Source organism: Capnocytophaga gingivalis ATCC 33624, from assembly GCF_000174755.1.
In the GTDB taxonomy this organism is placed as follows: Bacteria; Bacteroidota; Bacteroidia; order Flavobacteriales; family Flavobacteriaceae; genus Capnocytophaga; species Capnocytophaga gingivalis.
The window spans coordinates 1-26,806 of sequence record NZ_ACLQ01000002.1 but is presented as its reverse complement, the minus strand read 5'-3'; the positions used below and the strand labels follow the sequence as shown (position 1 = coordinate 26,806).

Here is a 26,806-nt window from a genome sequence, read left to right as displayed (position 1 = left end):
ATATTTGAATATATAATAGAAAAAAATATATTTTTATGAAAGAAAAAATACAAATGGACATTGTACAAACTGCGCAAAAAATCCTCACCAATTCCTCCTATTTAGATAATTCTGAGCTATTGGTGGTAGAATTGCGCAAGCTGTATGAAGATGTTTTGGTTCTCAATTTTTTAGAGAAAAACATGCCAGAGACACTAAAGAACCCCTCCCCTACTCTCTCAGAAGGGTGGGCGGATATCAAAGCGCATGCCCCTGAAAAAGAGGTTTTTTTCGAACAAAAAACAGTAGAAAAGCCTATAAGTGAACCAAAAAAATCCCTCAATGATCAAGTGGCCTCTAAACAATTGCAAATAGGGCTAAATGATCGTATTGCTTTTGTAGCCCATCTTTTTGATGGAAATATTGACGAATATAACAAAGCTATAGGAATGATCAATAACCTACATACCCCAGATGAATGTTGGGACTTTATACTGAACAAAGTAAAGCCCTCCTATAACAACTGGCAAGGTAAGGAAGAATACGAAGATCGCTTCTTCTATATAGTATCTAAACGTTTTGGATAATGGGAAAGCTATACCTCATCCCCACTCCTATAGGCAACCTACAGGATATTACACTTCGTGCGCTACAAGTACTTCAAGAAGTGGATCTAATCTTGGCTGAAGACACTCGCAACAGTGGTAAATTGTTACAGCATTTCAAGATCCATGTTCCGATGCTTTCTCATCATAAGTTCAACGAACATGAGAGCCTGAACAGCCTTATCCGTCAGCTCAAGGAAGGAAAACAAATGGCACTGATCAGCGATGCAGGTACTCCTGCCATTGCCGATCCTGGTTTTCTCTTAGTCAGGGCTTGTATAGCTGAAAATATCGAAGTAGAGACACTCCCAGGGGCTACCGCTTTCGTGCCTGCTTTGGTCAATAGTGGTCTACCGAATGACCGATTTGTATTCGAAGGCTTTTTACCCGATAAGAAGGGGCGGCAAACACGCTTACTGAAGCTGGTTGAGGAGACACGTACTATGATTTTCTATGTCTCTCCTCACAAATTGGTCAAGACACTGATGGAGTTCACCACCTATTTTGGGGCTTTGCGAAGAGCAAGTATCAGTAGGGAACTTACCAAGTTGCATGAAGAAACCCTCCGAGGGACACTCACGGAGCTATCTGCACATTTTGAGAAACATCCACCCAAGGGAGAATTTGTTCTTATTCTTGAAGGAAAGGAATAATATTAGGAGGCTATCCAAAAAGTCCAAAACATTATTTTTCAAATTTTATTCTATTGAAAATCAGTTTTTTAGATTCTATTGTAAGAAAGATTTGCAAATCGCCCTTCATGAATAAGACTTTTCGGACAGCCTCCTTATTTAATAAATAATGAGTAGTTATTTTTTTTCACCTCGCATAAAAGCCTCTACGGTATCGACCATAGCACGACTTCCACAGAAGAAAGGAGTACGCTGATGAAGCTTAGAAGGTTCTATTTCCAAGATACGCTGAAAACCATCAGAAGCCTTTCCTCCTGCCTGTTCGGTTAGGAAAGCCATAGGGTTACACTCATAAAGCAAGCGCAATTTTCCGTTAGGGGATTGAGAAGTAGAAGGATACATATAGATTCCCCCTTTGATCATATTTCTATGAAAATCAGAAACTAAAGAACCTATATAGCGTGAAGTATAAGGGCGATCTTCTTTTTCTTCTTGACAATACTTGATATAATCCTTTACCCCTTGAGGGAACTTAATATAGTTTCCTTCGTTGATCGAATATATTTTTCCTTTTTCAGGGAATTTCATATCAGGATGAGAGAGGTAGTAGCTACCCAAAGAAGGATCCAATGTAAAACCATTCACCCCTTTACCTGTAGTATATACCAACATAGTAGAAGAGCCATATACGATATACCCTGCGGCTACCTGATGGATCCCTTTTTGTAGAAAGTCTTCTAACTGAACAGGAGTTCCGTCAGGAGTAATTCTTCGGTAGATAGAAAAGATCGTTCCTACAGAGACATTTACATCGATATTAGAAGAACCATCCAAAGGATCGATAAGTACGACATATTTGCTTAGTTCTGAGTTAGCTCCGCTTTTGATCTCAATAAAGGTATCATTTTCTTCTGAGGCTATACCACATACAACCTCCCTCTGAGAAAGAGATTTAATAAAAGTCTCATTGGCGATTACATCCAATTTTTGTTGTTCTTCGCCTTGTACATTTTCGTTTCCAGCGGCTCCCAATATATTGGCAATTCCGGCCTTGTTGATAGCCCTATTTACCATCTTCGAAGCAATCTGGATACAGCTGATAAGCCGTGATAATTCCCCTGTAGAATACTTAAAATCACGCTGTTTTTCAATGATAAACTCCCCTAAAGTGGGCAGACTTTTTTCTTCTTTCATACGAATATCTCTTTATATTTTGTACTACAAATTTACAATTTAATTTTTAAACAGATAGCAAATTTAATACACATTATAATAGATTTAACTTTTCCACCTCCTTAAGAATCTGTACCTTTGCCAGCCTTTAATTTTTTTTATACCATGATTATAGACACCCATACTCACTTGTATGTGGAAGAATTTGACACTGATTACAAGGAAGTTATCCAAAGAGCCATAGACTATGGAGTAGAGAAATTTTTTCTTCCTGCCATAGATTCCACCTATACCGAACGTATGTTCCGCTTACAAAAAGAGTACCCAGAACATATGTACTTAATGAATGGACTGCACCCCTGTAGTGTGAAAGAAAATTGGCAAGAAGAAATCGCAAAGGTAAACGCGCTTGTGAGCGCACATTCCAAGGATTTCTATGCAATAGGCGAAATAGGTATTGACCTATATTGGGATAAAACTTTTTTAGAGGCACAGAAAGAAGCCTTTGCCCTACAGATACGCCTTGCCAAAGAACACCATCTACCTATAGTAATTCATTGTAGAGAAGCCTTTGAAGAAACCTTTGAAGTGCTTGAAAAAGAGAAAAGCGATGATTTGTTCGGTATTTTCCATTGTTTCACAGGAAATAAAGAGCAAGCCCTACGAGCTATTTCCTTTGGACTGAAATTAGGAATCGGAGGAGTAGTGACCTTTAAAAACGGAAAAATAGACACCTTCCTTAAGGAAATACCCTTGGAACACCTTGTGTTAGAGACAGATGCCCCTTACTTAGCCCCTGTTCCTTTTCGGGGAAAGCGTAATGAAAGCAGTTACCTTATTTATATTGTAAAAAAATTAGTCGAAATCTATAATATATCTGAAAATGAGATTATTAAAAGGACGACTAACAATGCTCTTGAAATTTTTAAGCCCTAAACGTTCGCTCATTGGTATTTTTTACGTAACTTTGCGCTATTATTTAACTTAATATATTTTGACAGATTTTTCTCAAATACGTCCTTTTCACGACAGTGAGGTTTCAGAAATATTAGGATATATCAAGGATAATCCTACTATGCGTCAGTTACTACACTTTGGCTTTCCTAAGCTCAGTGAGGAAGAACAGATAAAGCTACTCCTCTCTTGCAAGAAAATACGAGATTTTCAGTCAAGAATTATGTACCCCATCATCAAGAATGCCATTAGCAAGAGTGTAACACAGTTCTCAGGTGAGGGATTCGAGTACCTAAACCCTGCACAAGCCTATCTTTTTATCTCCAATCACCGAGATATTATTTTAGATACTTCTTTTCTCAATGTATTACTTCATGAGAATGGGTTCAAAATGACCGCTTCCGCTATGGGGAGCAACTTAGTGAATACACCTTTTCTATTGGCTTTTGCCAAGCTCAATCGCAATTTTATCATTCACAGAGGACTTTCCCCGAGAGAGACCTTGGAAAAATCTCAGATTGTATCAAAGTTTATCGGACGTTGTATCATTGAAAAAAATCGTTCTGTATGGATAGCCCAACGAGAAGGTCGGACCAAAGATGGCAATGACCGTACCCAACAAGGAGTCATCAAAATGCTTTCAATAAACTGCCCTAAAGAAATGGCACTAATGGATTACTTCAAGCAATTACATATAGTCCCCATGGCTATTTCCTACGAGCTCGACCCTACTGATGTGTTAAAAATGCCTGCCCTACTGGCACAACATCACGGAGTGGAATATATAAAAACAGAAGACGAGGATTACCATAATATAGTACAAGGATTCGTAGGACAGAAAGGAAGTGTCCATATCTCGTTAGGAAAACCCCTATATGAAGAACTTGATGAGATTGCAGCCAAAGAAGAACATGCCAACAAGCAGATACAAGCTCTTGTAGAACTATTGGACAGCAAGATATATGCACAATATAAGCTCTTTTCCAGCAACTACATAGCGTATGATATGCTCACAGGAATACACAAGTTTGCCGATAAGTATACCGAAAAAGAACTAAGACAATTCGAGAGACGATTAGAGAATAGAAGTAATTCGGAAGGGAACATTTCTCGTACAAAATTCTTAGAAATGTATGCCAATCCTGTCATTAATAAATTAAAATTATGACTCAAAGAACAAAAATTCTCCTGATCTATACAGGAGGAACCATTGGTATGGTGAAGGATTACGAAACAGGGGTACTCAAACCTTTTCGTTTTGAAAAAATAAAAGAGCGCTTACCCGAACTTTCGCAATTGGACAGCGATATCGAACACGTTTCTTTCGATCCTCCTATAGACTCCTCGGATATGAACATCTCCCACTGGGAGAGGATTGCCCAAAGTATTGAGGAAAATTACCAAGAATACGATGGTTTTGTAGTACTTCATGGTAGTGATACGATGGGATATTCGGCATCTGCCCTTAGCTTCATGTTAGAGAATCTCTCCAAGCCAGTGATTTTTACAGGATCTCAGTTACCTATAGGAGATCTCAGAACCGATGCCCGAGAGAACCTAATCACCTCTATCCGATTGGCCAGCCTTAAAGAGAACGAACAACCAGTGATCAAGGAAGTGTGCTTGTACTTCGAATACAAGCTCTATCGAGGCAATAGGACCACAAAGATTGATGCAGAGAACTTCCAAGCTTTTGACTCGCCCAATTACCCTACTCTTGCCGAGAGTGGAGTACACCTAAAAGTGCATGATGAATTTTTATATAAAAGAGAGCGACAAGAGCCACTGAGAATTTTCACCAAATTCGATCCCAATGTTGCCTTTTTAAAAATATTTCCCAATATCACCCAACCCATATTAGATGGAATTCTGAACTTACCGAACCTCAGAGGAGTGGTGATGGAGACCTTTGGTTCTGGAAATGCCCCTACTTGCCAGTGGTTTTTGGAGAGCATAGAGAAAGCAATTAAGAAGGGAGTTGTAGTGGTTAATATTACACAATGTATGAGAGGTTTTGTGCTTCCAAACAAGTATGAAGCCGGTTCACACTTCGAAAATATAGGTGTAATCAACGGAAAAGACATCACCAGTGAGGCTGCTATCACTAAATTAATGTATTTATTAGGAAAAAATATAGATAGTAAATCACTGAAAATCAAATACGAAAAAGAAGCACAAGGAGAAATATCATAATTTTTTACTAAAAAAGTTGCTGTATCAGATTTTTGTTGTAATTTAGCGACTTGTAAAAAGATACTTTTAGAGAGGTGTCCGAGTGGTCGAAGGAGCACGCCTGGAAAGTGTGTATACGTCAAAAGCGTATCGAGGGTTCGAATCCCTTCCTCTCTGCTAAAAACCCACTAATAATAATAAAAAAATGAAAAAAATGTATTCAAAACTGACATTAGCTACCTTATTTTTTATAAATTTTGGAGTTGCTTTTGCTGAAAACACCAATGGAGGTGTCAATCAAAGTTTCAAAGAATATTTCATAAAGGGAGGACCTGCATACATGGCTCCCATTCTTTTATGTCTTATCATTGGGCTTGCAGTAGCTATTGAGCGTATCATATATCTTACTATGGCTACTACCAACACTAAGAAGCTATTAACCAATGTAGAAGATGCACTAAAGAATGGTGGTACAGAAGCCGCTAAGGAAGTATGTAGAAACACTCCTGGTCCTGTAGCGTCTATTTTCTATCAAGGGCTTGATCGTGTAGATGAAGGTATTGATATTGTAGAAAAGTCAGTAGTCTCTTACGGAGGAGTACAGATGGGTCTTTTAGAAAAGAATATTTCTTGGATTTCTTTATTTATCTCTATAGCACCGATGTTAGGATTCATGGGGACAGTAATTGGGATGATCCAGGCTTTCGAGAAAATTAGTTTAGCTGGAGGATTGGATGCTTCTCTTATCGCAGGAGATATTCAGGTAGCGCTACTTACCACAGTGTTTGGACTTATCGTTGCGATGATTCTTCAAGTATTCTATAACTATATCGTAGCCAAAGTAGATAGCATAGTCAATGACATGGAAGATGCATCTATTTCACTTGTAGACCTATTGGTATCCTACAGAAAATAATTCACTAACCCCTAAAATCTCTGTTTTATGCACAAAATAACAAGAATAATAGCGCTTATTTTAGGCGTTTTGGGGCTTGCTCTTTGTGGTTGGCTTATGATTAGCTCAGATAAAGTAAAAAATAGCCTTAGCAACTTTCCTATGAATGGAATGTTTATCTTAGGATATCTTTTATTGGCTATAGGACTGGTAGTGGTAATTTTTTCTGCTACAAAGAATATACTATCTTCGCCAAAATCTATCAAAAAGACATTGCTTTATTCAGGAGTTTTCTTGGGTATTATGATTTTATCTTACCCACTATCCTATGTTCTTTTTGGTACAGATAGCAAATATCAGTGGATAAGTGCTGGTATTATGGCCACTTACTTACTTTTGTTAATCACACTGATTTCTGTAATTTTTTCAGTTGTTAAAAAATCTTAAAAATGGCAAGACGTTCCATACCCGAAGTAAATGCCGGTTCCATGGCGGATATTGCATTTCTTTTGCTAATATTCTTCCTTGTAACAACGGACATCACATCCAATGCGGGCATAGTCGCCAAGCTCCCTCCAAGAGTCCCTAAACAAGAACAACAAGAACCTCCGATCAATGAACGTAATTTGTTTGTTGTATTAGTTAATAAAAACAATCAATTATTTGTAGAAGATAGATTAATGGATATCAAGGATCTAAGAAAAGCAGCTATTGAATTCTTAGATAATGGAGGAGGTAAAGGAGAGGAAGCTTGCAGCTACTGCCAAGGGCAACATGATCCCACTTCTTCTGACAATCCAAACAAAGCTGTTATCTCATTGCAAAATGACCGTGAGACCAATTATGAGACATACATCACTGTCCAAAATGAGTTAGTAGCCGCTTACAATGAATTGCGAGAAAGAGAACGCCAAAAACTCTTCAAAGAAGAAGTGCCTTATACAGAAATGGATGCAGAATTCAATGCTGCTAAAACTTCTGAGAAAAGAAAAAATGAACTAAGACCAAAATTGGAAAAGTTGCAAGAGCTATTCCCTAAAAAATTGGTAGAAGCAAGTGTTAAAAAAGATAAAAATTAAAATCTATGGCAAAGTTCAATAAGAAAAAAAGTGGTGGTGTCCCCCCTATCTCAACTGCATCTCTGCCTGATATTATCTTCATGCTTTTGTTCTTCTTTATGACCGTAACTCAGACTAAAGATGGTGAAATAAAAGTAGCCAATGATATCCCTACGGCCAACCAAGTACAAAAATTGGATAAAAAAGACCCTGTAATATATGTATATGCTGGGGAACCTTTGCCAATGTACCAAGAGAAATTTGGTAAAAATGCTAAGATCCAAATCAATGATGTATTTGTAGATGTAGAGCAGGTAGGTACCCCCATCCTCAAATACAAAGAGGGCTTGCAAGAGAGATATAAAGAGGCTTTTATCACTTCTTTGAAGATAGATAAACATACTAAAATGGGTATTATAGGTGACTTAAAAGAACAATTGAGAGACATCAATGCCTTGAAAATCAACTATATTACCAAAGAAGGAAAGCCTTCCTTACTCAATGACTAACAATTAAAACTATTGTTTCTATAGTTAAAACTTGTTTTATAAATCCGTGAAATATTTTTTTACGGATTTTTTTTATAGCTCTAACATTCAGCCCTTATTTGATAATGAAAATACTTCATACTGCCGATTGGCACTTAGGAAAAAGATTAGATCGCTTTTCTCGTATAGAAGAACAACGTGCTGTAATGGAAGAAATTGTGCAAATAGCCAATGACCAAAAGGTAGATATGGTAATTGTAGCTGGAGACCTCTTTGACAATTTCACCCCTAATACAGATGCGGTTGAGCTATTCTACAAAACACTCAAACAACTTTCCTGTGAGGGAAAACGCCCTATAGTGGCAATTTCTGGCAATCATGACTCCCCTAAGCTCATTGATGCACCAGACCCTTTGGCTCGCGAATGTGGTATTTTCCTCATAGGCTACCCTAATGCCATAGTATCTCCCATAAAGGCTGAAACTTTTGAGATTACTACCTCAGAAGAAGGCTTCTTAGAATTTTGTTTTGAAAAATACCCGTATCCCTTAAGGATACTCCATACTCCCTATGCCAATGAACCCCGCTTAAAGCAGGAATTAGAGGGAGACAAACAGGTATCGCTGAGCCAATTACTTTCGGATAAATGGCATTTTTTGGCGAACACCTATTGTGATTCCTCTGGAGTGAATATCCTTACTGCTCACCTTTTTATGCAACCCAAAAATGGAGAAACCTTAGAAGAACCTGAAGGAGAGCGCCCCATACGTATAGGCAATGCCGATATGATCTATACCGATACTATTCCTCCACAGATACAATACACCGCCTTAGGACATCTCCACGGGTTCAAGAACATTGGCAGTGAGGAGAATCCTGTTGTGTATGCCTCCTCTCCTCTATCCTATAGCTTCAGTGAGGCTGGCCAACAGAAATATGTGGTTGTTGTAGAGGTAACCCCCGACCAAAGACCTTCGTTCGAGAAAATCCCCCTCACACAAGGAAAGCCCTTGGCTAGAAAAAGCTTTGACAATGTACCCCTTGCACTTGAATGGCTCAGAGAAAACCCCAATACTTGGGTGGAGCTTACCTTAGAGCTCAAGGAATATCTCAAAGCCCAAGAGAGAAAACAGCTATATAGTACTCATGAAGGTATAGTATTTCTTATTCCTAAAATATCTTGGGAGTTAGGAAAATCTCCCTCTGGAGAATTGTCTTTACAAGATATTAATTTTGAAAATATTACCCCTCTCTTTGAAAGCTATTTCAAATATAAAAACTCAGGCATAGCCCCTAATAAAGAAATTTTAGATTTGTTCAACGAAGTGATTAATACCCCTACAGAATAATGTTACCTTTGTACCTAACCATAGAAGGAATCTACTCCTATCAAGAAAAACAACATATTGATTTTTCACAACTTACTGATGCTGGATTGTTTGGTATCTTTGGAGCTGTGGGCTCAGGTAAGTCCTCTATACTGGAGGCTATTACCTTTGCCCTCTATGGAGAAACCGAAAGGCTAAACAAGGCAGACAAGAGAGGGTACAATATGATGAATCTCAAGTCCAATCGATTTTATATTGATTTTGAGTTCCTTAACTTTGAGAACAAGCATATCCGTGTGACTCGAGAGCTCAAGCGGAACTCTAAAAAGTTCGAAGATGTAAGAACCCCCATTGTGCAATTCTATGAGAGGGTAGGTAACCAGTGGATTCCTTTAGAACAAGCCAATCCACAGAAGTTGATAGGACTAAGTTATGAAAATTTCAAGCGTACTATCATCATTCCACAGGGGCAATTCAAAGAATTTTTGGAGCTGGGAGCTAAGGACAGAACTGAGATGATGAAAGAAATCTTTAACCTACAAAAGTTTGATCTTTCAGACAATATAGCTAAGCTCAAGAGAGAGAATAACGAACAACTTAGTTTCAAGGAAGGAGAACTCAAGGGCTATGAGGAAATCCATGAAGAAGCTATACAAATACAACAAGACAAACTCAAAGTGGAAAAGGATAAACAAAAATCCTTAGAAACGGAATTTGATCAGCTAAAGACACATTACGAACATCTGAGAAGCCTGAAATCGGATTTTGAACTCTTAGAGCAAAAGAGAAAAGAGTTTGCTATACTCTATTCTCAAAAAAAATCATTTGACGAATTAGAAAAAAAAGTCAATACCTATGAGAAGATAGAAAAAGTATTCAAAAATCTATTAGAAAACAAAACAAGATTAACAAAAGAGCTGCAATCCTATACTTATAAAAAAGATACAGATACAAAAAAACTCAAGGAAGTACAAGAGAAATTAATCAACATCTCTGACAATATAAATTATCTACAAGAGGCTTATGAAAAACTTTCTGAGACAAAACAGATGGAAGCCGATTTGCAACAAATATTATCAACATTCCCCTTACAAGAGAAACTAATAGAAGAAAAAGGAAGAACTATAAAAGGAACTGAAAAGATAGCAGCTGTAGAAAAGGAACTTAAAGATAAAAAAGACTATAACAACACCATTGAAAACGAGATAGAAAGTCTCAAGAAGCAACGTATAGATAGCCAATTGCTTTTGGAAGTTGGCAATTGGTATGAAAAAAACCATGCCCTTTCTGAAAACAAAAACAAACAACAGCAAAAAATTCAAGGTACCACAGCACAATTAGAAGAAATTACACACGAACTTAGTCTTTTTTCGCTCTTCAAGGAGGGATTTGTTTCCGATTTCAAAGAAAAAATCACTATTGAAAGAGAAAATATTGAAAAGGAGAAAGATATACTTCGACAAAAGCTTAACCAACTGGAACTACAGCGCCAATTATCTCATTACACAAAAGAACTTCATGAAGGAAGTCCTTGCCCTTTGTGTGGATCATCAGAACATCCAAACATTACGCACTTCGAAGATGTTAGCACAGAACTTGCAGCCACTCAAAAAGCAATAAAAATCCTTGATTCCCAACAAGAGCAGTTACAACAAAGCCTTTTTCAGATAGAAAAAACTGTAGATAAAAAACAATTCTTCGAAAAACAAATCCAATCAGAAAAGGAAATAGCCTTGCAAATAGAAAAAGAACAGTTGGCACATCATGACAAGTTCATTTGGAGCGAATTTTCCAAAGAAAATCGTGCTGTATTTGACGAGAAACGCGAATTTGCCTCTGCTTTGGAACAACAAATAGAAACCAAAGAAGCACTATACAAAAAAGGCTCCAAAGAGATTGAAGACCTACAAATCACCATAGAAAAGTACAAAAAAGGATTAGAAAATATCTTTAAAGAAATAGCAACTCTTGAAGGACATATAGCCAGCAAAAAAGAAAGTCTAAAAGTATATAACTTTGAAGATTATAAAGATAAGGACTTTGAATTTGTTCAAAAAACATATCAGTTCGTAACAAAGACCAATAAATATATAGAACAAACTTACACCTCCCTTATTGAGGAGAAAAACCGCTTAGCTCCTCTACAATCCCAATATGAAGCTCAACTAAAAGGCACCAGTGAACTATTGGAAAAATGGGAAAGGGAGCTATTAAGTGTGGAACATACTTTAGAGAGTACCTTGGCTCAGGAGCATATAAGCCTTGAGGAGGTAACTCAAATACTTAGCTCCCCAATAGCTATAGAGGAGAACAGAAAAAAGATACAAGATTTCAAGATACACTACGAGGTGCTTCAAGAACAAATTCAGAACTTAGAATCCAAATTTGTCCATGTATCCTTTGATCCTAAAGCCTTTGCTGAAATTGAAAAACAATATACACTCAAGGGACAGGAAGTAAAAGCGCTTCACGAGCAGTGCATAAGAATCGCCAGCGAACTGGAACGTATCACCAAGGCCTTGGTTCATAAAAAGGAACTTCTCAAGTCAGTGACCCAACTTAGAACACGCAATGAGCATATCAAACTCTTGGAAAACATCTTCCGAGGACAGGGTTTTGTACAATATATATCCTCCATCTATTTACAACAACTCTGCCAGCATGCCAATGTACGTTTCCAAAGAATGACACGAGGGCAATTACAACTCCAGTTGGGAGAAAATAATGAGTTTGAAGTAATTGATTTCCTCAACGAAGGCAAAAGCCGAAGTGTAAAAACACTTTCAGGCGGGCAAGCTTTTCAAGTATCCCTAAGCCTTGCTTTGGCCTTAGCCGAAAGTGTACAGAGCAAAGCCAAAGCTGATAAAAACTTCTTTTTCATAGATGAGGGTTTTGGTACCCAAGATAGTGAGGCTATCAATATAGTTTTCGAAACAATCACAGGACTACTCAAAGACAACCGCATTGTAGGAATTATCTCACATGTGGAAGAACTCAAGGAGCGCATCCCTCTCTCCCTGACCATTACTAAGGATAACGAAAGAGGAAGTATTATCAAGGGCTGTGAAGGATGAAGAATAAAAAATGAAGAGTGAACAAACTATTATTACCTGTTATCTGTTACTTATCACCTAATTTTCTGCCCTTTTGTCAGTTATACACCTAATAAAAATAAAAGAATATGAATTTTACTGAAATTGAACGCAAATTTTTGGTTGAGAATACCGATTTTATCTCTCAATCATACAAAAGCACTGTTATTATACAGGCTTATCTCAACTCAGACCCTTTACGAACAGTACGAGTACGTATCAAAGGGGAAAAAAGTTATCTCACCATCAAAGGAAAAAGTGAGGATGGCATTAGTCGATTCGAATGGGAGAAAGAAATTCCCTTAAGTGAAGCACATGCACTATTACCTCTGTGTGAGCCCTTTCCTATAGAAAAGACCCGATACGAAGTCCTTGTAGGTCAGTCCCTGTGGGAGGTCGATGTCTTTCATGGAAAAAACCAAGGACTTATTCTGGCCGAGATAGAACTCAAGGACACAGAAGCAACTTTTGAAAAACCCGATTGGATAGGAAAAGAAGTTACCGCTGAAGCCTGCTACTACAATAGCTATCTAAGCAAACACCCCTACAATGAGTGGAAATCCTCAAAAAACACACAAAAGGGCTGACAAATTGACATATTTTTAAAAATGGCACACTTTGTGCAATAAAGCAGACAGATATTATAAATTAAATAAGATCAATATGAGTGTAAAATTAAAACCATTAGCTGATAGAGTGCTTATAGAACCAGCACCAGCTGAAACTACCACTGCTTCAGGTATTATCATTCCTGACACAGCACAAGAAAAACCTCAAAAAGGAAAAGTAGTTGCTGTAGGAGCAGGTACCAAAGAAAATCCTATAACTGTAAAAGTAGGGAATACTGTCCTCTATGGCAAATATGCAGGTACAGAACTAAAATTAGAAGGGAAAACCTACCTTATCATGAGAGAAAATGATTTGTTAGGAATCTTAGAATAATCTAATATAACCTTAAATATGTTCTATACTTTACAACTCAATGCAAAACTGCAACCCTTTGACAGACATGATTTAGAAGATCTCATAGACGAATTTCTCTCTGAAGAGAATTTAGGAAATACCTCTGGTGGGGGCACCCTAATGTCAAAAGAGGGAGAAATAGAATATTGTGATATAGAAATAGAACTCAATGACACTCCTAATATAGTAGAGAGATTACTACAAAAATTAGAAGAGATAGGGGTTCCCAAAGGCTCTAAGCTATACAATGAAGACTGCTCCTATGAGGTAGGTTCCTTAGAAGGTTTAGGGCTCTATATCAATGGCACTGATTTGCCAGAACAAGTCTATGAAACTTGTGATATCAATATAGTCTTCGACACTATCTCTGAGACTTTAAAAGATGTTTTGGTTCTTACTTCCTATCATGAAGGAAACAATGATACAGCCTTGTACTTCTATGTAAAAGGAAGTTTTGCAGAAGCTAAAGAACGAATCAAAGATTTTGTAACCTCTTATCCTTTGTGTGAAAAGTGTAGAATTATTCAAATCGCTTAAATAAGTAAAAAATTAAAAATAAAAAAACATGGCAAAAGATATAAAATTTGATATTGATGCACGTGATGGCTTAAAAAAAGGAGTAGATGCTCTAGCCAATGCTGTAAAAGTAACTCTTGGTCCTAAAGGACGTAATGTTATTATTAGCAAATCCTTCGGTGCTCCTACCGTTACCAAAGATGGAGTTACTGTAGCTAAGGAAGTAGAACTTCCTGATGCTCTTGAGAATATGGGAGCACAAATGGTTAAGGAAGTAGCTTCCAAAACCAATGACCTAGCTGGAGATGGTACTACTACTGCTACTGTACTTGCACAAGCTATTGTACGTGAAGGACTTAAAAACGTAGCTGCAGGTGCCAATCCTATGGATCTAAAGCGTGGTATTGATAAGTCTGTAAAAGCTATCGTAAATGAATTGGCCAAACAAAGCCAAAAAGTAGGAGATTCTATTGACAAAATTCGTCAGGTAGCAGCTATCTCTGCCAATAATGACGAAGCAGTAGGAGAACTTATCGCCGATGCTTTCAAAAAAGTAGGCAAAGAAGGAGTGATCACTGTAGAAGAAGCTAAAGGTACCGATACTTATGTAGATATCGTAGAAGGTATGCAGTTCGATCGTGGTTATCTTTCCCCTTACTTTGTAACCAACTCAGAAAAAATGATTGCTGAGCTTGATAATCCTTTTATCCTTCTATATGATAAGAAGATTTCAACTATGAAGGACTTGCTTCCTATCTTGGAACCTGTAGCTCAGTCTGGTAAATCACTTTTAATCATCGCTGAAGACATTGATGGAGAAGCTTTGGCAACCCTTGTGGTTAACAAATTGCGTGGTGCCTTACGTATCGCTGCTGTAAAAGCTCCTGGCTTTGGTGATCGCCGCAAAGCAATGCTTGAGGATATTGCCATCCTTACCGGAGGTACTGTTATCGCCGAAGAAAGAGGCTTTACTCTTGAAAATGCAACTGTAGATATGCTTGGTCGTGCCGAACGTGTAGCTATAGACAAGGACAATACTACAATTGTAAATGGAGCTGGTAAGAGTGAAGAAATTCAAGCACGTGTAGGACAAATCAAAGCTCAGATAGAAGTAACTACTTCTGATTATGACAAAGAAAAACTTCAAGAACGCTTGGCTAAGTTGGCCGGTGGGGTAGCTGTTCTCTATGTAGGAGCCCCTTCTGAAGTGGAAATGAAAGAAAAGAAAGACCGTGTAGATGATGCCCTACATGCTACTCGTGCTGCTGTAGAAGAAGGTATTGTTGCAGGTGGTGGGGTTGCTCTCCTCCGTGCAAGAAATGTACTTCATAAAATCAAAACTGAAAACAGTGATGAAGTTACTGGTATCCAAATCGTATACCGTGCAGTGGAAGCCCCTCTACGTACTATCGTAGAAAATGCTGGTGGTGAAGGTTCTGTAGTGATTGCCAAAGTATTGGAAAGCAGAAATTCTTTTGGATACAACGCCAAAACAGAAAAATACGTAGATATGTTCCGTGCAGGTATTATTGACCCTAAAAAGGTAACTCGTGTAGCTTTGGAAAATGCTGCTTCTGTAGCTGGTATGATCCTTACCACTGAGTGCTCTTTAGTAGATATCAAAGAAGATACTCCTGCTATGCCTCCTATGGGTGGAGGAATGCCCGGAATGATGTAATCAATCTGTATCCGTACATTCATAATAATCCGAAAACCCGTCAATCGCTTTGACGGGTTTTCCTCTTTTCATACCTCAAACTCACAGAAAACCAATCTCTTATTCGCACACCTTCTTTTTAACAAATTATTGACAAGAAGAACACTATTGTTTCAAAAAAATATAGTACTTTTGTCTCACAAACTCACTATATATAATATTGATAATCAATATTATATTGTATAATATTCATTATCAATCAGCTAAAAGAATTTTCTATGTACTTAATCTTTGATACAGAGACCACAGGGCTACCCCGCAACTACAATGCACCTATCAGTGATAGTGAAAACTGGCCTCGTGCTGTACAGATTGCTTGGCAATTGCACGATGAAAAGGGAGCTCTTTTAGAACATAAAGACTTCCTAATAATCCCTGATGGCTATACTATTCCCTACGATGCAGAGCGTATCCATGGAATTTCTACCGAATTGGCCACTGAGCAGGGAGTAAGCATTCACAAGGTATTCGAAGAATTCGAAAAAGCACTTTCCAAAACACAATACATAGTAGGGCAGAATATAGGCTTCGATATCCATATCATGGGTGCCGAATTCTATCGGTATGGGGTAAGTACCGTTTTGGACAAACTGCCTATATTAGATACATGTAGCGAGCTTACAGCTGAATTATGCAAAATTCCTGGTGGACGTGCAGGAAAGTTTAAGTACCCCAACCTCACCGAGCTACATGAGTTTCTCTTTGGAACTCCTTTTGCTGAAGCACATAATGCTACTGCCGATGTGGAAGCTACTGCTCGTTGTTTCTTTGAACTCTTACGCAGAAATGAAGGTTTTTCCTCCTCGGCAATCTCCCCAGAGGCTATACTACTTATCCAAGAAAACCACCCCTCCCCTATTTCTCTTTGGGGGTTGAAACATATCAACCTAAAATCGGCCTCTGAAAAACTAAAAAGTAAGGAACAAAGAGGACTTTCCGACTCTGAGATTAGCGAAAATCTCGCCCTTTTACAATCGGCTCCCTTTGCTCATCTGCACAACCATTCTCAACATTCCGTATTGCAGTCTACTGCATCTATATCCGACTTAGTAAATGCTGCCGCCAAAGAGCAGATGCCAGCGGTAGCGCTGACTGACCATGGCAATATGATGGGAGCTTTCCACTTCACCAAGGAGGTTGCCAAGTATAACAAAGAAGCTAAAGCCAAGAATGCCCGAGCCCAGGAAGAGGGGAATGCACCTACCCATACCCTACTCAAACCTATCATTGGTTGTGAGTTCTATGTCTGTGAAAACCATTTAGATAAAACAAAGAAAGACAATGGCTATCAGATAGTTCTCTTAGCGAAAAACAAAGAAGGGTACCAAAATCTGATTAAAATGGCATCTATCGCCTATACAGAAGGATTTTATTATGTGCCTCGTATAGATAAAGAAATCGTACAGCGCTATAAAGATCAGGTCATTGCACTCTCTGGAAATCTCCAAGGAGAAATACCCTCTAAGATTCTCAACCAAGGAAACCGACAAGCAGAAGAGGCCTTGTTGTGGTGGAAGGAACTCTTCCAAGATGATTTCTATATAGAACTAATGCGACATGGACAAGAGGACGAAAATCGTGCGAATACTGTCCTTATAGAATTAGCTAAAAAACATGCCATCAAGCTTGTAGCCACCAATAACACTTATTATATCAATCCTAAAGATGCCAATGCCCATGATATTTTGCTTTGCGTAAAGGATGGAGAAAAACAAGCTACCTCCATAGGACAAGGGCGAGGTTTCCGCAATGGGCTGCCCAATGAGGAATATTATTTTAAATCCTCCGAACAGATGAAAGAACTCTTCAAGGATATCCCTGAGGCAATTCTTTCCATACAAGAGATTATTGACAAAATTACTCCTTACGAACTGGCACGAGATATTCTTTTGCCTAAATTTTCCATTCCCAAGGAATTTCAAGTAGAGGATGACCCGACAGGCAAAAAGGGAGAAAATAAATATCTAAGACACCTCACTTACATAGGTGCCGAAAAGCGCTATAAAGAGCTTACTGACGAAATTCGAGAACGTATTGATTTTGAGCTTTCTATTATAGAAAAAACAGGATATCCTGGATACTTCCTCATTGTGGAAGACTTCATCACTGCCGCGCGTAATATGGGAGTCTCTGTAGGCCCTGGGCGTGGGTCTGCTGCGGGTTCTGCTGTGGCTTACTGTTTGGGAATCACCAATATAGACCCTATCGCTTACGACCTACTTTTTGAGCGTTTTCTCAACCCCGATCGTGTGAGCATGCCCGATATTGATATTGACTTCGAGGATGACGGACGTGGTCGGGTATTGGACTATGTAATAGGTAAATATGGAGCCAACCAAGTAGCTCAAATATCTACCTATGGCACTATGGCTGCTAAATCATCTATAAGAGATACTGCACGTGTTTTAGATCTTCCGCTGAAGGATGCTGACCAGATTGCCAAACTTGTTCCTAATATTTCTCTCAAAAAAATCTTTTCTCTCCCTGATGAAGAACTTAAGGAAAAGGTAGGGAGTGATTTCCCAAAAGTCACTGAACTGAAGAAAATTGCACAAGGGCATGATCTGGCTGCCAAGACAGTACAACAAGCTTGTATCTTGGAAGGATCAGTGCGTAATACAGGAATTCATGCCTGTGGGGTTATCATCACTCCCGATGATATCACCAACTTCGTTCCTGTGATGCTTGCCAAGGACTCAGACCTATTCGTTACCCAGTTCGACAACTCTGTTGTGGAGAGTGCAGGACTACTGAAGATGGACTTCTTGGGACTAAAGACCCTAACTATCCTTAAGGATGCGGTATCTTTGATCCAAAAACGACATAACATCACTCTGGATATAGAAGAAATTCCCTTAGATGATGTCCCCACCTATGAGCTCTTTCAGCGTGGTGAGACCATTGGCATTTTCCAATACGAATCCCCTGGTATGCAAAAACACATGCGAGAGCTCAAGCCTACTGTTTTCGGGGATCTTATCGCTATGAATGCCCTCTACCGACCAGGACCTATGGATTATATCCCAAGTTTTATCCATCGTAAGCACGGGAAGGAACCTATCACTTACGACTTGGCTGATATGGAAGAATACCTCAAGGATACCTATGGGATCACTGTATACCAAGAACAGGTAATGCTTCTTTCTCAAAAGTTGGCTGGTTTCACTAAGGGGGAAGCCGATAAGCTCAGAAAGGCAATGGGAAAAAAACTCAAGGATGTCTTGGCCGAGATGAAGCCTAAGTTTATCGAAGGAGGAGGTAAAAAAGGGCATCCTGCCGAGACTCTGGAAAAGATATGGAAAGACTGGGAAGCCTTTGCCAGCTATGCCTTCAATAAGTCACACTCCACTTGTTATGCATGGATTGCCTACCAGACAGCCTACCTGAAGGCAAACTATCCAGCTGAATTCATGGCGGCAGTGCTCTCCAACAACATGAACGATATCAAGTCCATCAGTTTTTTCCTTTCCGAATGTCACCGTATGGGAATCAAGGTACTCAGCCCCGATGTGAACGAATCTGAATATAAATTCACTGTAAACAAAGAGGGAGCTATACGTTTTGGAATGGGAGCTGTCAAGGGATTAGGCAAGGCTGCGGTAGATACAATTGTAGAGACCAGAAAGTCTGGCCCTTACAAATCTGTCTTTGATATGGTAAAACGTATAGACCTCAAGTCAGCCAACAAGAAGGCTTTCGAGAGCCTTGTTTTAGCTGGAGGATTTGACTCTTTTCCAGAGGTACATCGGGCACAGTTTTTCCACCAAGAACCCTCAGAGAATATGGTTTTCTTAGAGAAAATACTCCGCTATGGTGCCAAGGCACAAGAAAGTGCTAAGTCGATACAACTGAGCCTCTTTGGAGACAGTCCTGAAACCCAATTCCCAGAACCCAAAATGCCCAAAACAGAGGAATGGAGTCCTATGGAAAAACTTCATCGTGAAAAAGAAGTTGTCGGGATCTATATCTCTGGACACCCTTTGGATATCTTCCATTACCAATTAAAGTACCTCTGCAACAAAGAAGTTATAGAGCTCGCTGAAGGAATTGAAAGATTTGAAAATCAAGAAGTTAGATTTGGAGGAATTATTACTAAAATAGAACATAAAACCAGTAAGACCGGTAAGGGCTGGGGGCTCTTCACTATAGAAGACTATAGTGGAGGGGCTGAGTTCCGTATCTTTGGAGAGGAATACCTCAAGTTTCGTCATTTCCTATGTGAAAACCAATTCGTTTTCATCAAAGCACATATCAGCCCGGGCTATGTCAATAAAGAGGGAATCCGAAGTGCCCCTAAGATGAACTTTACTTTTGTTGATTTCTTAGAAAACACCCTTAGTCTCGTACGTAAGTTGCAGATAGCCACCGAACTAAAAGAAATCAATAAAGTAAATATTGATGCTTTCAAGGAGTTTCTTCAGGAATTTCAGGGAAATACTCCTATAAGTTTCCTTATCATTGGAGAAAATGAGAAAAAAAAAATCGAATTGACGCTGAACTGCCCCCATTCTAAAATAGCTATCAGCAAGGAACTCTTCGATTGGCTTTCTGCCTCTCATATGCCCTATCGTATTAATGACGAAGATCGTTGGCTCAATACCTTACAAGAAGAAAAGCCTACCCTTGCTCTAGATACAGAAATCATAATAGAGGAAAATTCTGAGATTGAATAGTAAGGTTTCTCATTCTTTCGTTTGCTCTTGATTTGCAATATTGATTATTAATTGTGCTTTTGCTTTCTAAGACTTTATAGTAAATATGTTTTCTCAACTATTTTCTACAAGATATTAGCATACAGGACATTAGATAATCTCATATTCCTCTAAGAATAGCTTACAGGTACTTATGAAACCTCAAAGGAGTAATTAATCCTTAAAAAATTTTATTTTTTCAGATAAAGGAAGTATATTTGCACTCTGATTAAAAACAGCAAACAATGATTAGGAAAATAGTATTTTTTCTTTTTTTAAGTGTAGGGATTTCTATGCCCATTTCGGCACAGATACAGAATCTGAATTTGGATCAGCTCTCCTATATCAATGTGGATCAGCTCTCCAATGAGCAGATACAGGCTTTTTGGGATAAAGTACAAGCCCAAGGATACTCTATTACAGACTTGGAAACAGCTGCTCGAGTAAAAGGAGTTCCTGTCTCCCAGATCAATAAGCTGCGCCAACGTATCATGACACTTTCTTCCTCTACAAATAATAAGAAAAATACTACAACCAACAAGAATAACACTCCAGAACAAGAAATCTTTGGACGTACAGGTAAGGAATACAAAAGAGATACCTTGGCACCTGCAAAGAAAAGCCGTGTCTTTGGGTATGACTTTTTCCAAAATCCTAAGATTTCCTTCAGTCCTACAATCAATGTGCCTACTCCTGAGAGCTACATCATCAACACAGGAGATGAACTCTTGGTAGAAGTATGGGGAGCTGCTGAGAGCTCTACTACACAAAAGGTAGATAACCAAGGAAATATTATCCTTCCTATGGCTGGAAAAGTCCATGTAGGAGGTCTTAATTTCGTAGAAGCTAAGGCGAAAATCAATAGTGCTTTACGCAAAATATACGCAGGTATTTCTGCTCCAGAAGGGAGTTATTCCAAAGTATACACTGGAGTTTCTATAGCCAACATCCGTACTGTGAAAGTCAATATCATTGGCGAAGTAGAAGCACCAGGCACTTACTCTCTCAGTGCCCTATCTACCGTCATCAATGCACTCTATGCTAGTGGAGGCCCCACTGAGAATGGTTCTTTTAGAAATATTGAGGTAGTCCGTGGAGGAAAAACTGTTGCTCACTTGGATATCTATAGTTTCTTACTCAAAGGTTCACAAGAAGGGAATATCAACCTTCTTGACCAAGACGTTATCATTGTCCCTCCTTACAAAAACCAAGTGGAAGTGATCGGATTTGTAAAAAGAGAAGGACTCTATGAGGTAAAAGATGGAGAAAAACTTACGGCTCTAATAGACTATTTTGGCGGATTCAAGTCCAATGCATACAAGGATAATTTAATAGTAGAACGTATCGTTGGAGCTAAGCGCGAAGTAAAAGAAGTCTCTCTTAGCCAAGCACAAAGTTTTTCTATGCAAGGTGGTGACAAGCTATTGGTACACCGCCTTTCAGATATTTTCCACAACAAACTTAGTATCACAGGTGCAGTATACCAGCCAGGGAATTATGCCTATTCAGAGGGTATGACTGCCTTAGACCTCATCAATAGAGCCGCTGGAGTACGTGATGAAGCTTATCTCAATCGAGCTATTCTCTTTAGAACTATTGATAGAGTGGATAGACAGAGTGTCAATTTTTCTCTTAAAGACATCTTAGATAAAAAGCAAACCATAGCCTTACAACCCAATGATAGTCTACATGTATATGGCAAAGACAGCTTGAGTATAAAACCTATGGTACGTATAGAAGGAGCTGTACGCAAACCACAGAAGTTTCCTTTTGCTAAGGGACTCAAAGCTGAAGATTTAGTGATTATGGCAGGTGGTTTCACTGAAAATGCAGACAAGACACATCTACAAGTAGCACGACAGCTCAATGATACTAACTTCAAAACTATCAGTAAGGTATATGACATCACCCTATCTGAGGGAGTCCCCACAGAAACTATAGAGCTGGAGCCTAATGACATTGTTACTGTTCGCTACCAACAAGGATATACTCCTCAGCAGATTGTAAAAGTAGAGGGAGAAGTTTCTTTCCCTGGGTTCTATGCCATCCTTTCCAAAGAAGAACGTATCTCTAACCTTATAGAACGTGCTGGAGGCTTAGCTCCTTATGCCTATATAGAAGGAGCTACCTTGGTTAGAAAAAAGGGAAAGGAAAAAGATGAAAAAACTCAAGAGAAAAGACTCAATGAACTAAAGAAAATTGATAAAGAATTATCCATTATTGAGACAAAAAATACTGATGAGGATAAGGATAAGGATAAGAATAAAGACAAAGATACTACAAAGACTAAGAAAGTAAATCAGGAAGAAGATACTGAGGAGGAAGAACTCTCTGAATATCGTGTAGGAATCAATCTAAAGAAGATCATGGAACACAAAGGTTCCTACCAAGATCTAATCCTCAAGGATGGAGATGTACTTATTGTTCCTTCTGAAAAACAAACTGTTGAGGTTAAAGGATTGGTACTGGCTCCTTCCTTAGTACGTTATGAAAAAGGAAAATCCACTCGATCATATATCAATAGTGCAGGAGGCTTCTCTGACAAAGCTCAAAAAAAATCGGTGTATGTAATGTATGCCAATGGAGATGTAAAAGGAACCAACCGCTTTCTTTTCTTTAAGAGCTATCCTAAAGTAGCTCCTGGAGCTGTTGTTATCGTTCCTGAAAAACCTGAGAAGAAAGGACTTACCACTACTGAAACAGTAAGTATCACCACGGCTCTAACCACTTTAGCTATTTTAATCTATAATACATTCAAATAATTATGAGTCAGGATATTCAAAAAGATGATGAAATAGATTTGCTTGCACTCCTACAAAAGATAGTGCAAGGGAAAAAGACAATTTTTAAGTGTTTCTTAGTTTTCTTTGTTATAGGAGTCTTTATAGCCATTTTTTCTAAGAAGGAATACACAGCCACTTCACTTGTACTGGCTCAGGAAAACAATGCGGCTGCTGGAGGAAGTCTCTCTGGTTTAGCTTCTTTGGCTGGAATCAACCTCAGCAGTGGGAGCTCTGACCTTATCTCTCCTAAGCTTTACACCAGTATTGCTCAGAGCATTCCTTTCCTTCGGAAAATGATACAAGCCCGCATCAAAGTACAACAAAGTAATACACCTATTACTTATCAGGAATATTACCAAAAATATGATAAGGGAAATTTCTTAGATGTAATACAGAAATATACCATAGGACTCCCCTCTCTTATCGTAGATAAGGTTACTCCTTCTGAGGAAAACACTCCACAGTATACTACCTCAGAAAAAGATACCTTAGAGGTGTATCCTCTCACCCATGAAGAAAAAGGTCTTTTTGGACTTTTGAAAAGCCAACTAAAAATTACCAATAATGACAAAGACAATACTGTAAGTCTTTCTTTCTCCATGGAAGATCCTGTAGCTGCGGCTCAAATGCTTGAACAAGCAAAAAACTATCTTCAAGAAACTATCATTGAGTTCAAAACACGTAAGGCTAAAAAACAATTAGAATTTATACAAAAGCAATACGAAGAAGCTGAAAAATCTTTCAAGGAAAAACAAATCCGATTGGCAGCCTTTCAGGACAGTAATAGGGGGCTTATCACAGCAGTACCTATGACACGACAGTCACAACTACAATCTGACTATAACTTGGCCTATAATCTCTATGTAGAACTGGCTAAGCAGTATGAAAACCAAAAAATAAAAGTTCAAGAAGATACGCCTGCTTTCATTACTATAGAGCCTGTAAGTATTCCTTTGGAAAAATCAAAACCTAAAAAAGGAATGATCATTGCCATTTGGAGCTTTTTAGGAATTGTTATAGGAATTGGCACTATTTTTGCTAAGGATTTTATGAAAGCTATGAAAAATAGATCTGCAGTACCTGCTCAAGAGTAGTCACTGTTTTCGCCAAAAAATAAAATACAAACTTTATTACAACTATTATGAGTTTAAATAAGAATTCTGTTTTAGGATACGCTACCCTTATCATGATTCTATTCGGACTAATTCTCATAGGATTGGGTATTTTTCGTTATGAGGAAGTTGCAGGATGGGGATTTGCTACCACAGGAGCTGGTTTCTTAGCCATCGCTTGGGTATTCGATTCTCTAAAAGGGAGGGTATAAAATAGAATATTAAAATATAAACTAAAAAATGTCTGAATTTCAACCTATTCCAAAGGCTTACATCTGTAACCCTTTGCAACATAAGACCTATTTAATCAATGGAGAGCTTAGGGAGTGGACAGGTGCTTATGATGAAGTCTATTCCACTATTTCCTCTACCGAAGTGTATGCACCCACATTGGTAGGTAGTGTGCCTCACTTGGACAAAGAACAAGCCTTGGAAGCCTTGGAGGCTGCTGCCAATGCTTTTGGGAAAGGAAATGGTTTATGGGCTACCATGAGAGTTAGGGATCGTATAGAAATCTTAGAGCGATTCACTGAGAAGATGAAGACCAAACGGGATGAAGTCATCCATCTGATGATGTGGGAGATTGGGAAGACTATTAGTGAATCTCAAAAAGAATTTGACCGTACTATTGAGTATATCTATGATACCATAGAGGAGTATAAAAAGCTAGATCGTGATAGTGCACATTTTCAGAAAAGGGATGGCGTATACGCTCATATTCGCCGAGGCCCTCTGGGAATTGTATTGTGCTTAGGCCCCTATAATTATCCGCTTAATGAGGCTTTTGCACTGCTAATACCCGCACTTCTTATGGGAAATACAGTTATCTATAAGCCGCCCAAGTATGGAGTACTACTCATCACTCCTTTGTTAGAGATTTTCAAAGAATGTTTCCCAAAAGGGGTTATCAATATTATCTTCGGACGTGGGCGAGAGATTGCTACTCCTATCATGGAAACGGGCCGTGTAGATGTCTTAGCCCTTATAGGCAATAGCCGCTCAGCAATCGCTCTTCAGGACAAACATCCTCACAAGAATCGCTTGCGACTTATCTTGGGGTTGGAGGCCAAAAACCCAGCTATTATACTCCCTGATGCAGATATAGAACTTGCTGTAAATGAGTGTGTCGTAGGAGCTCTAACCTTCAACGGACAGCGTTGTACAGCTCTGAAAATCATCTATGTCCACAATGCTATCAAGGAAGAGTTTCTTTCTAAGTTCACCGAAAGAGTCGATGCACTGCCTTTTGGAAACCCTTGGGAGCTAAATGTAAAACTCACTCCCCTACCTGAGCCTGACAAGCCACAGTATATCCAAGATCTGATAGATGATGCTTTAAGCAAAGGAGCTAAAATACTGAATAAAAAAGGTGGAGAACGTAGTGAAAACTTTATATTCCCAGCAGTCTTAGGCCCTGTAACTCCTGATATGCGTGTATACCAAGAAGAGCAATTTGGTCCTGTAGTGCCTGTTCGTTTTTTCTCTGATATAGAAGAAGTAAGGCAGGAGATAGCCGACTCTCACTATGGACAACAGGTGAGTCTCTTTGGGAAAGATATCTATACCTTAGCCCCACTAATTGACAATTTGGTCAATCTCGTATGCCGAGTGAACCTCAATAGTCTATGCCAGCGAGGCCCTGATGTATTCCCTTTTACAGGACGAAAAGATTCGGCTGTGGGAACGCTCAGTGTATATGATGCCCTCCGCTCGTTCTCCATCCGTACATTCGTAGCATCGAAAGACAACCCTTATAACAACGAGATTTTGGAGAACCTACTCAAAACGGGAATTTCCAATTTCGTTCACAACGATTATGTATTATAGAATATTTTGATTTTTAATATATTATCATGAAATTGTTTATCATTGTATCTATTATTTTAGCCCTATGTATTTTAGGTATGGCTATCAAAATATGGGCTAAAAAAGATGGCAAGTTTTCAGGTACTTGTGCCAGCCAAAACCCTCACCTAAACCCCGAGGGGACACCTTGCAGTTTCTGTGGGAGACTCCCTGAAGAGGCAGAATGTCGAAAATCATAAACTATGTAAGTCAGCTATTTTCTCAAGTAGCTGACTTTTATTATACTAACCCAGATCATGAAGCCTGAAGCCTTTAATTTCCCTTTGTTTCTAATCCTCTTAGGGATATGCTTAGGAATTATTATACAAGATACATGGAGTATCCTACCTCCCTTTGTCTGTATATTATTCTCCTTGGGGAGTATTCTATTCCTTTGGGCTTGCTTCTACCTATTAGAAAAATTTCAAAAAATAGCTATCTTTCTATGTGGATTGTCCATAGGAGCTCTTTGTTATAATGTACATAATCCTGCAAGCAGAAAAGATCATTATGTGCAGCTACTGATCCCTGATAAGGAATATACTTTTTCTGGAGTAGTTGAAGATATTAAAGGGAGACAACTTGTAGTATCCTTAGCTGAAGTTGAAGGAGAAAAGTGTAGTGGTAAGATTTCTCTATTTCTGAAAGATTCATTGAATCCCACTGCATGTGGCAAATCTATCCTATGCCATAGTAAGCTCTCGCCTATCCCTGCTTCTGGTGATATTTATCATTTTGATTATAAGAAATATATGCAGTATCAGGGAATATTCTGGAGAGGATACCCCTCTTACTACAAGCTA

23 protein-coding genes and 1 tRNA gene are annotated in these 26,806 nt (G+C 38.7%); 23 read left to right on the top strand and 1 reads right to left on the bottom strand.

All coding sequences use genetic code 11. The annotated features are described in order from the left end of the window. Positions 1–35: 35 nt before the first annotated feature. Entirely contained in the window at positions 36–566 is a 531-nt protein-coding gene (locus tag CAPGI0001_RS00485; protein ID WP_002665493.1) for a hypothetical protein, read from the top strand. Next, the gene (gene rsmI, locus CAPGI0001_RS00480; protein ID WP_002665579.1) at positions 566–1,237 is read left to right on the top strand and encodes a 16S rRNA (cytidine(1402)-2'-O)-methyltransferase; all 672 of its coding nucleotides are present in this window, start codon (positions 566–568) and stop codon (positions 1,235–1,237) included. The genes CAPGI0001_RS00485 and rsmI overlap by 1 nt, the downstream gene beginning before the upstream one ends. A gap of 156 nt (positions 1,238–1,393) precedes the next feature. Here the strand turns inward: rsmI and fbp are convergent, their stop codons facing one another. Beyond that, entirely contained in the window at positions 1,394–2,410 is a 1,017-nt protein-coding gene (gene fbp / locus CAPGI0001_RS00475; protein WP_002665560.1) for a class 1 fructose-bisphosphatase, read from the bottom strand. Positions 2,411–2,554: 144 nt separating this feature from the next. Here fbp and CAPGI0001_RS00470 point away from each other — a divergent pair, with 144 nt between their 5' ends. The 21 genes from CAPGI0001_RS00470 to CAPGI0001_RS00370 form a co-directional block, all read left to right on the top strand. Beyond that, positions 2,555–3,325: a TatD family hydrolase gene (locus tag CAPGI0001_RS00470; protein ID WP_002665558.1), complete on the top strand. Its 771-nt coding sequence runs from the start codon at positions 2,555–2,557 to the stop codon at positions 3,323–3,325. A gap of 58 nt (positions 3,326–3,383) precedes the next feature. Beyond that, entirely contained in the window at positions 3,384–4,511 is a 1,128-nt protein-coding gene (locus CAPGI0001_RS00465; RefSeq protein ID WP_002665498.1) for a 1-acyl-sn-glycerol-3-phosphate acyltransferase, read from the top strand. Further along, complete coding sequence (locus tag CAPGI0001_RS00460; RefSeq protein ID WP_002665508.1) at positions 4,508–5,536, top strand: asparaginase; 1,029 nt, start codon at positions 4,508–4,510, stop codon at positions 5,534–5,536. The genes CAPGI0001_RS00465 and CAPGI0001_RS00460 overlap by 4 nt, the downstream gene beginning before the upstream one ends. Positions 5,537–5,604: 68 nt before the next feature. Next, a tRNA-Ser gene (locus CAPGI0001_RS00455) sits at positions 5,605–5,692 on the top strand. A 28-nt stretch (positions 5,693–5,720) separates the two neighbouring features. Then, positions 5,721–6,431, top strand: coding sequence for a MotA/TolQ/ExbB proton channel family protein (locus tag CAPGI0001_RS00450; protein ID WP_040359191.1), 711 nt, complete (start codon positions 5,721–5,723; stop codon positions 6,429–6,431). A 27-nt stretch (positions 6,432–6,458) separates the two neighbouring features. Further along, the gene (locus CAPGI0001_RS00445) at positions 6,459–6,857 is read left to right on the top strand and encodes a hypothetical protein (RefSeq protein WP_002665601.1); all 399 of its coding nucleotides are present in this window, start codon (positions 6,459–6,461) and stop codon (positions 6,855–6,857) included. Positions 6,858–6,859: 2 nt separating this feature from the next. Further along, entirely contained in the window at positions 6,860–7,489 is a 630-nt protein-coding gene (locus CAPGI0001_RS00440; RefSeq protein ID WP_002665554.1) for an ExbD/TolR family protein, read from the top strand. Between the two features lie 5 nt (positions 7,490–7,494). Then, positions 7,495–7,977: an ExbD/TolR family protein gene (locus CAPGI0001_RS00435; RefSeq protein ID WP_002665576.1), complete on the top strand. Its 483-nt coding sequence runs from the start codon at positions 7,495–7,497 to the stop codon at positions 7,975–7,977. A 104-nt stretch (positions 7,978–8,081) separates the two neighbouring features. Continuing rightward, entirely contained in the window at positions 8,082–9,305 is a 1,224-nt protein-coding gene (locus tag CAPGI0001_RS00430) for a metallophosphoesterase family protein (protein ID WP_040359189.1), read from the top strand. After that, on the top strand, positions 9,305–12,358 hold the full coding sequence (locus CAPGI0001_RS00425; protein WP_002665565.1) for an AAA family ATPase: 3,054 nt from the start codon (positions 9,305–9,307) through the stop codon (positions 12,356–12,358). Before CAPGI0001_RS00430 ends, CAPGI0001_RS00425 begins: the two co-directional genes overlap by 1 nt. 107 nt (positions 12,359–12,465) lie before the next feature. Then, positions 12,466–12,963, top strand: coding sequence for a CYTH domain-containing protein (locus tag CAPGI0001_RS00420; protein ID WP_002665596.1), 498 nt, complete (start codon positions 12,466–12,468; stop codon positions 12,961–12,963). 76 nt (positions 12,964–13,039) lie between these two features. After that, a complete protein-coding gene (locus CAPGI0001_RS00415) occupies positions 13,040–13,318 on the top strand; it encodes a co-chaperone GroES (protein ID WP_002665504.1) in 279 nt (92 codons plus the stop codon). Positions 13,319–13,336: 18 nt separating this feature from the next. Next, on the top strand, positions 13,337–13,876 hold the full coding sequence (locus CAPGI0001_RS00410) for a hypothetical protein (RefSeq protein WP_002665591.1): 540 nt from the start codon (positions 13,337–13,339) through the stop codon (positions 13,874–13,876). A gap of 28 nt (positions 13,877–13,904) precedes the next feature. Next, positions 13,905–15,533 carry a chaperonin GroEL gene (gene groL, locus CAPGI0001_RS00405; protein ID WP_002665512.1) on the top strand — a complete coding sequence of 543 codons (1,629 nt, stop codon included), beginning with the start codon at positions 13,905–13,907 and terminating at the stop codon, positions 15,531–15,533. A 257-nt stretch (positions 15,534–15,790) separates the two neighbouring features. Continuing rightward, complete coding sequence (dnaE, locus tag CAPGI0001_RS00400) at positions 15,791–20,245, top strand: DNA polymerase III subunit alpha (RefSeq protein ID WP_002665556.1); 4,455 nt, start codon at positions 15,791–15,793, stop codon at positions 20,243–20,245. A gap of 263 nt (positions 20,246–20,508) precedes the next feature. Then, the gene (locus tag CAPGI0001_RS00395; protein WP_002665608.1) at positions 20,509–23,025 is read left to right on the top strand and encodes an SLBB domain-containing protein; all 2,517 of its coding nucleotides are present in this window, start codon (positions 20,509–20,511) and stop codon (positions 23,023–23,025) included. Positions 23,026–23,027: 2 nt separating this feature from the next. Beyond that, on the top strand, positions 23,028–24,140 hold the full coding sequence (locus CAPGI0001_RS00390) for a Wzz/FepE/Etk N-terminal domain-containing protein (RefSeq protein WP_002665546.1): 1,113 nt from the start codon (positions 23,028–23,030) through the stop codon (positions 24,138–24,140). A 47-nt stretch (positions 24,141–24,187) separates the two neighbouring features. Then, on the top strand, positions 24,188–24,370 hold the full coding sequence (locus CAPGI0001_RS00385) for a CAL67264 family membrane protein (protein ID WP_002665522.1): 183 nt from the start codon (positions 24,188–24,190) through the stop codon (positions 24,368–24,370). A 28-nt stretch (positions 24,371–24,398) separates the two neighbouring features. After that, a complete protein-coding gene (locus CAPGI0001_RS00380; RefSeq protein WP_002665540.1) occupies positions 24,399–25,985 on the top strand; it encodes an NADP-dependent glyceraldehyde-3-phosphate dehydrogenase in 1,587 nt (528 codons plus the stop codon). A 26-nt stretch (positions 25,986–26,011) separates the two neighbouring features. Next, positions 26,012–26,203 carry a hypothetical protein gene (locus CAPGI0001_RS00375; protein WP_002665535.1) on the top strand — a complete coding sequence of 64 codons (192 nt, stop codon included), beginning with the start codon at positions 26,012–26,014 and terminating at the stop codon, positions 26,201–26,203. 57 nt (positions 26,204–26,260) lie between these two features. Further along, the coding region (locus tag CAPGI0001_RS00370; protein ID WP_002665593.1) for a ComEC/Rec2 family competence protein at positions 26,261–26,806 on the top strand (546 nt) is incomplete at its 3' end.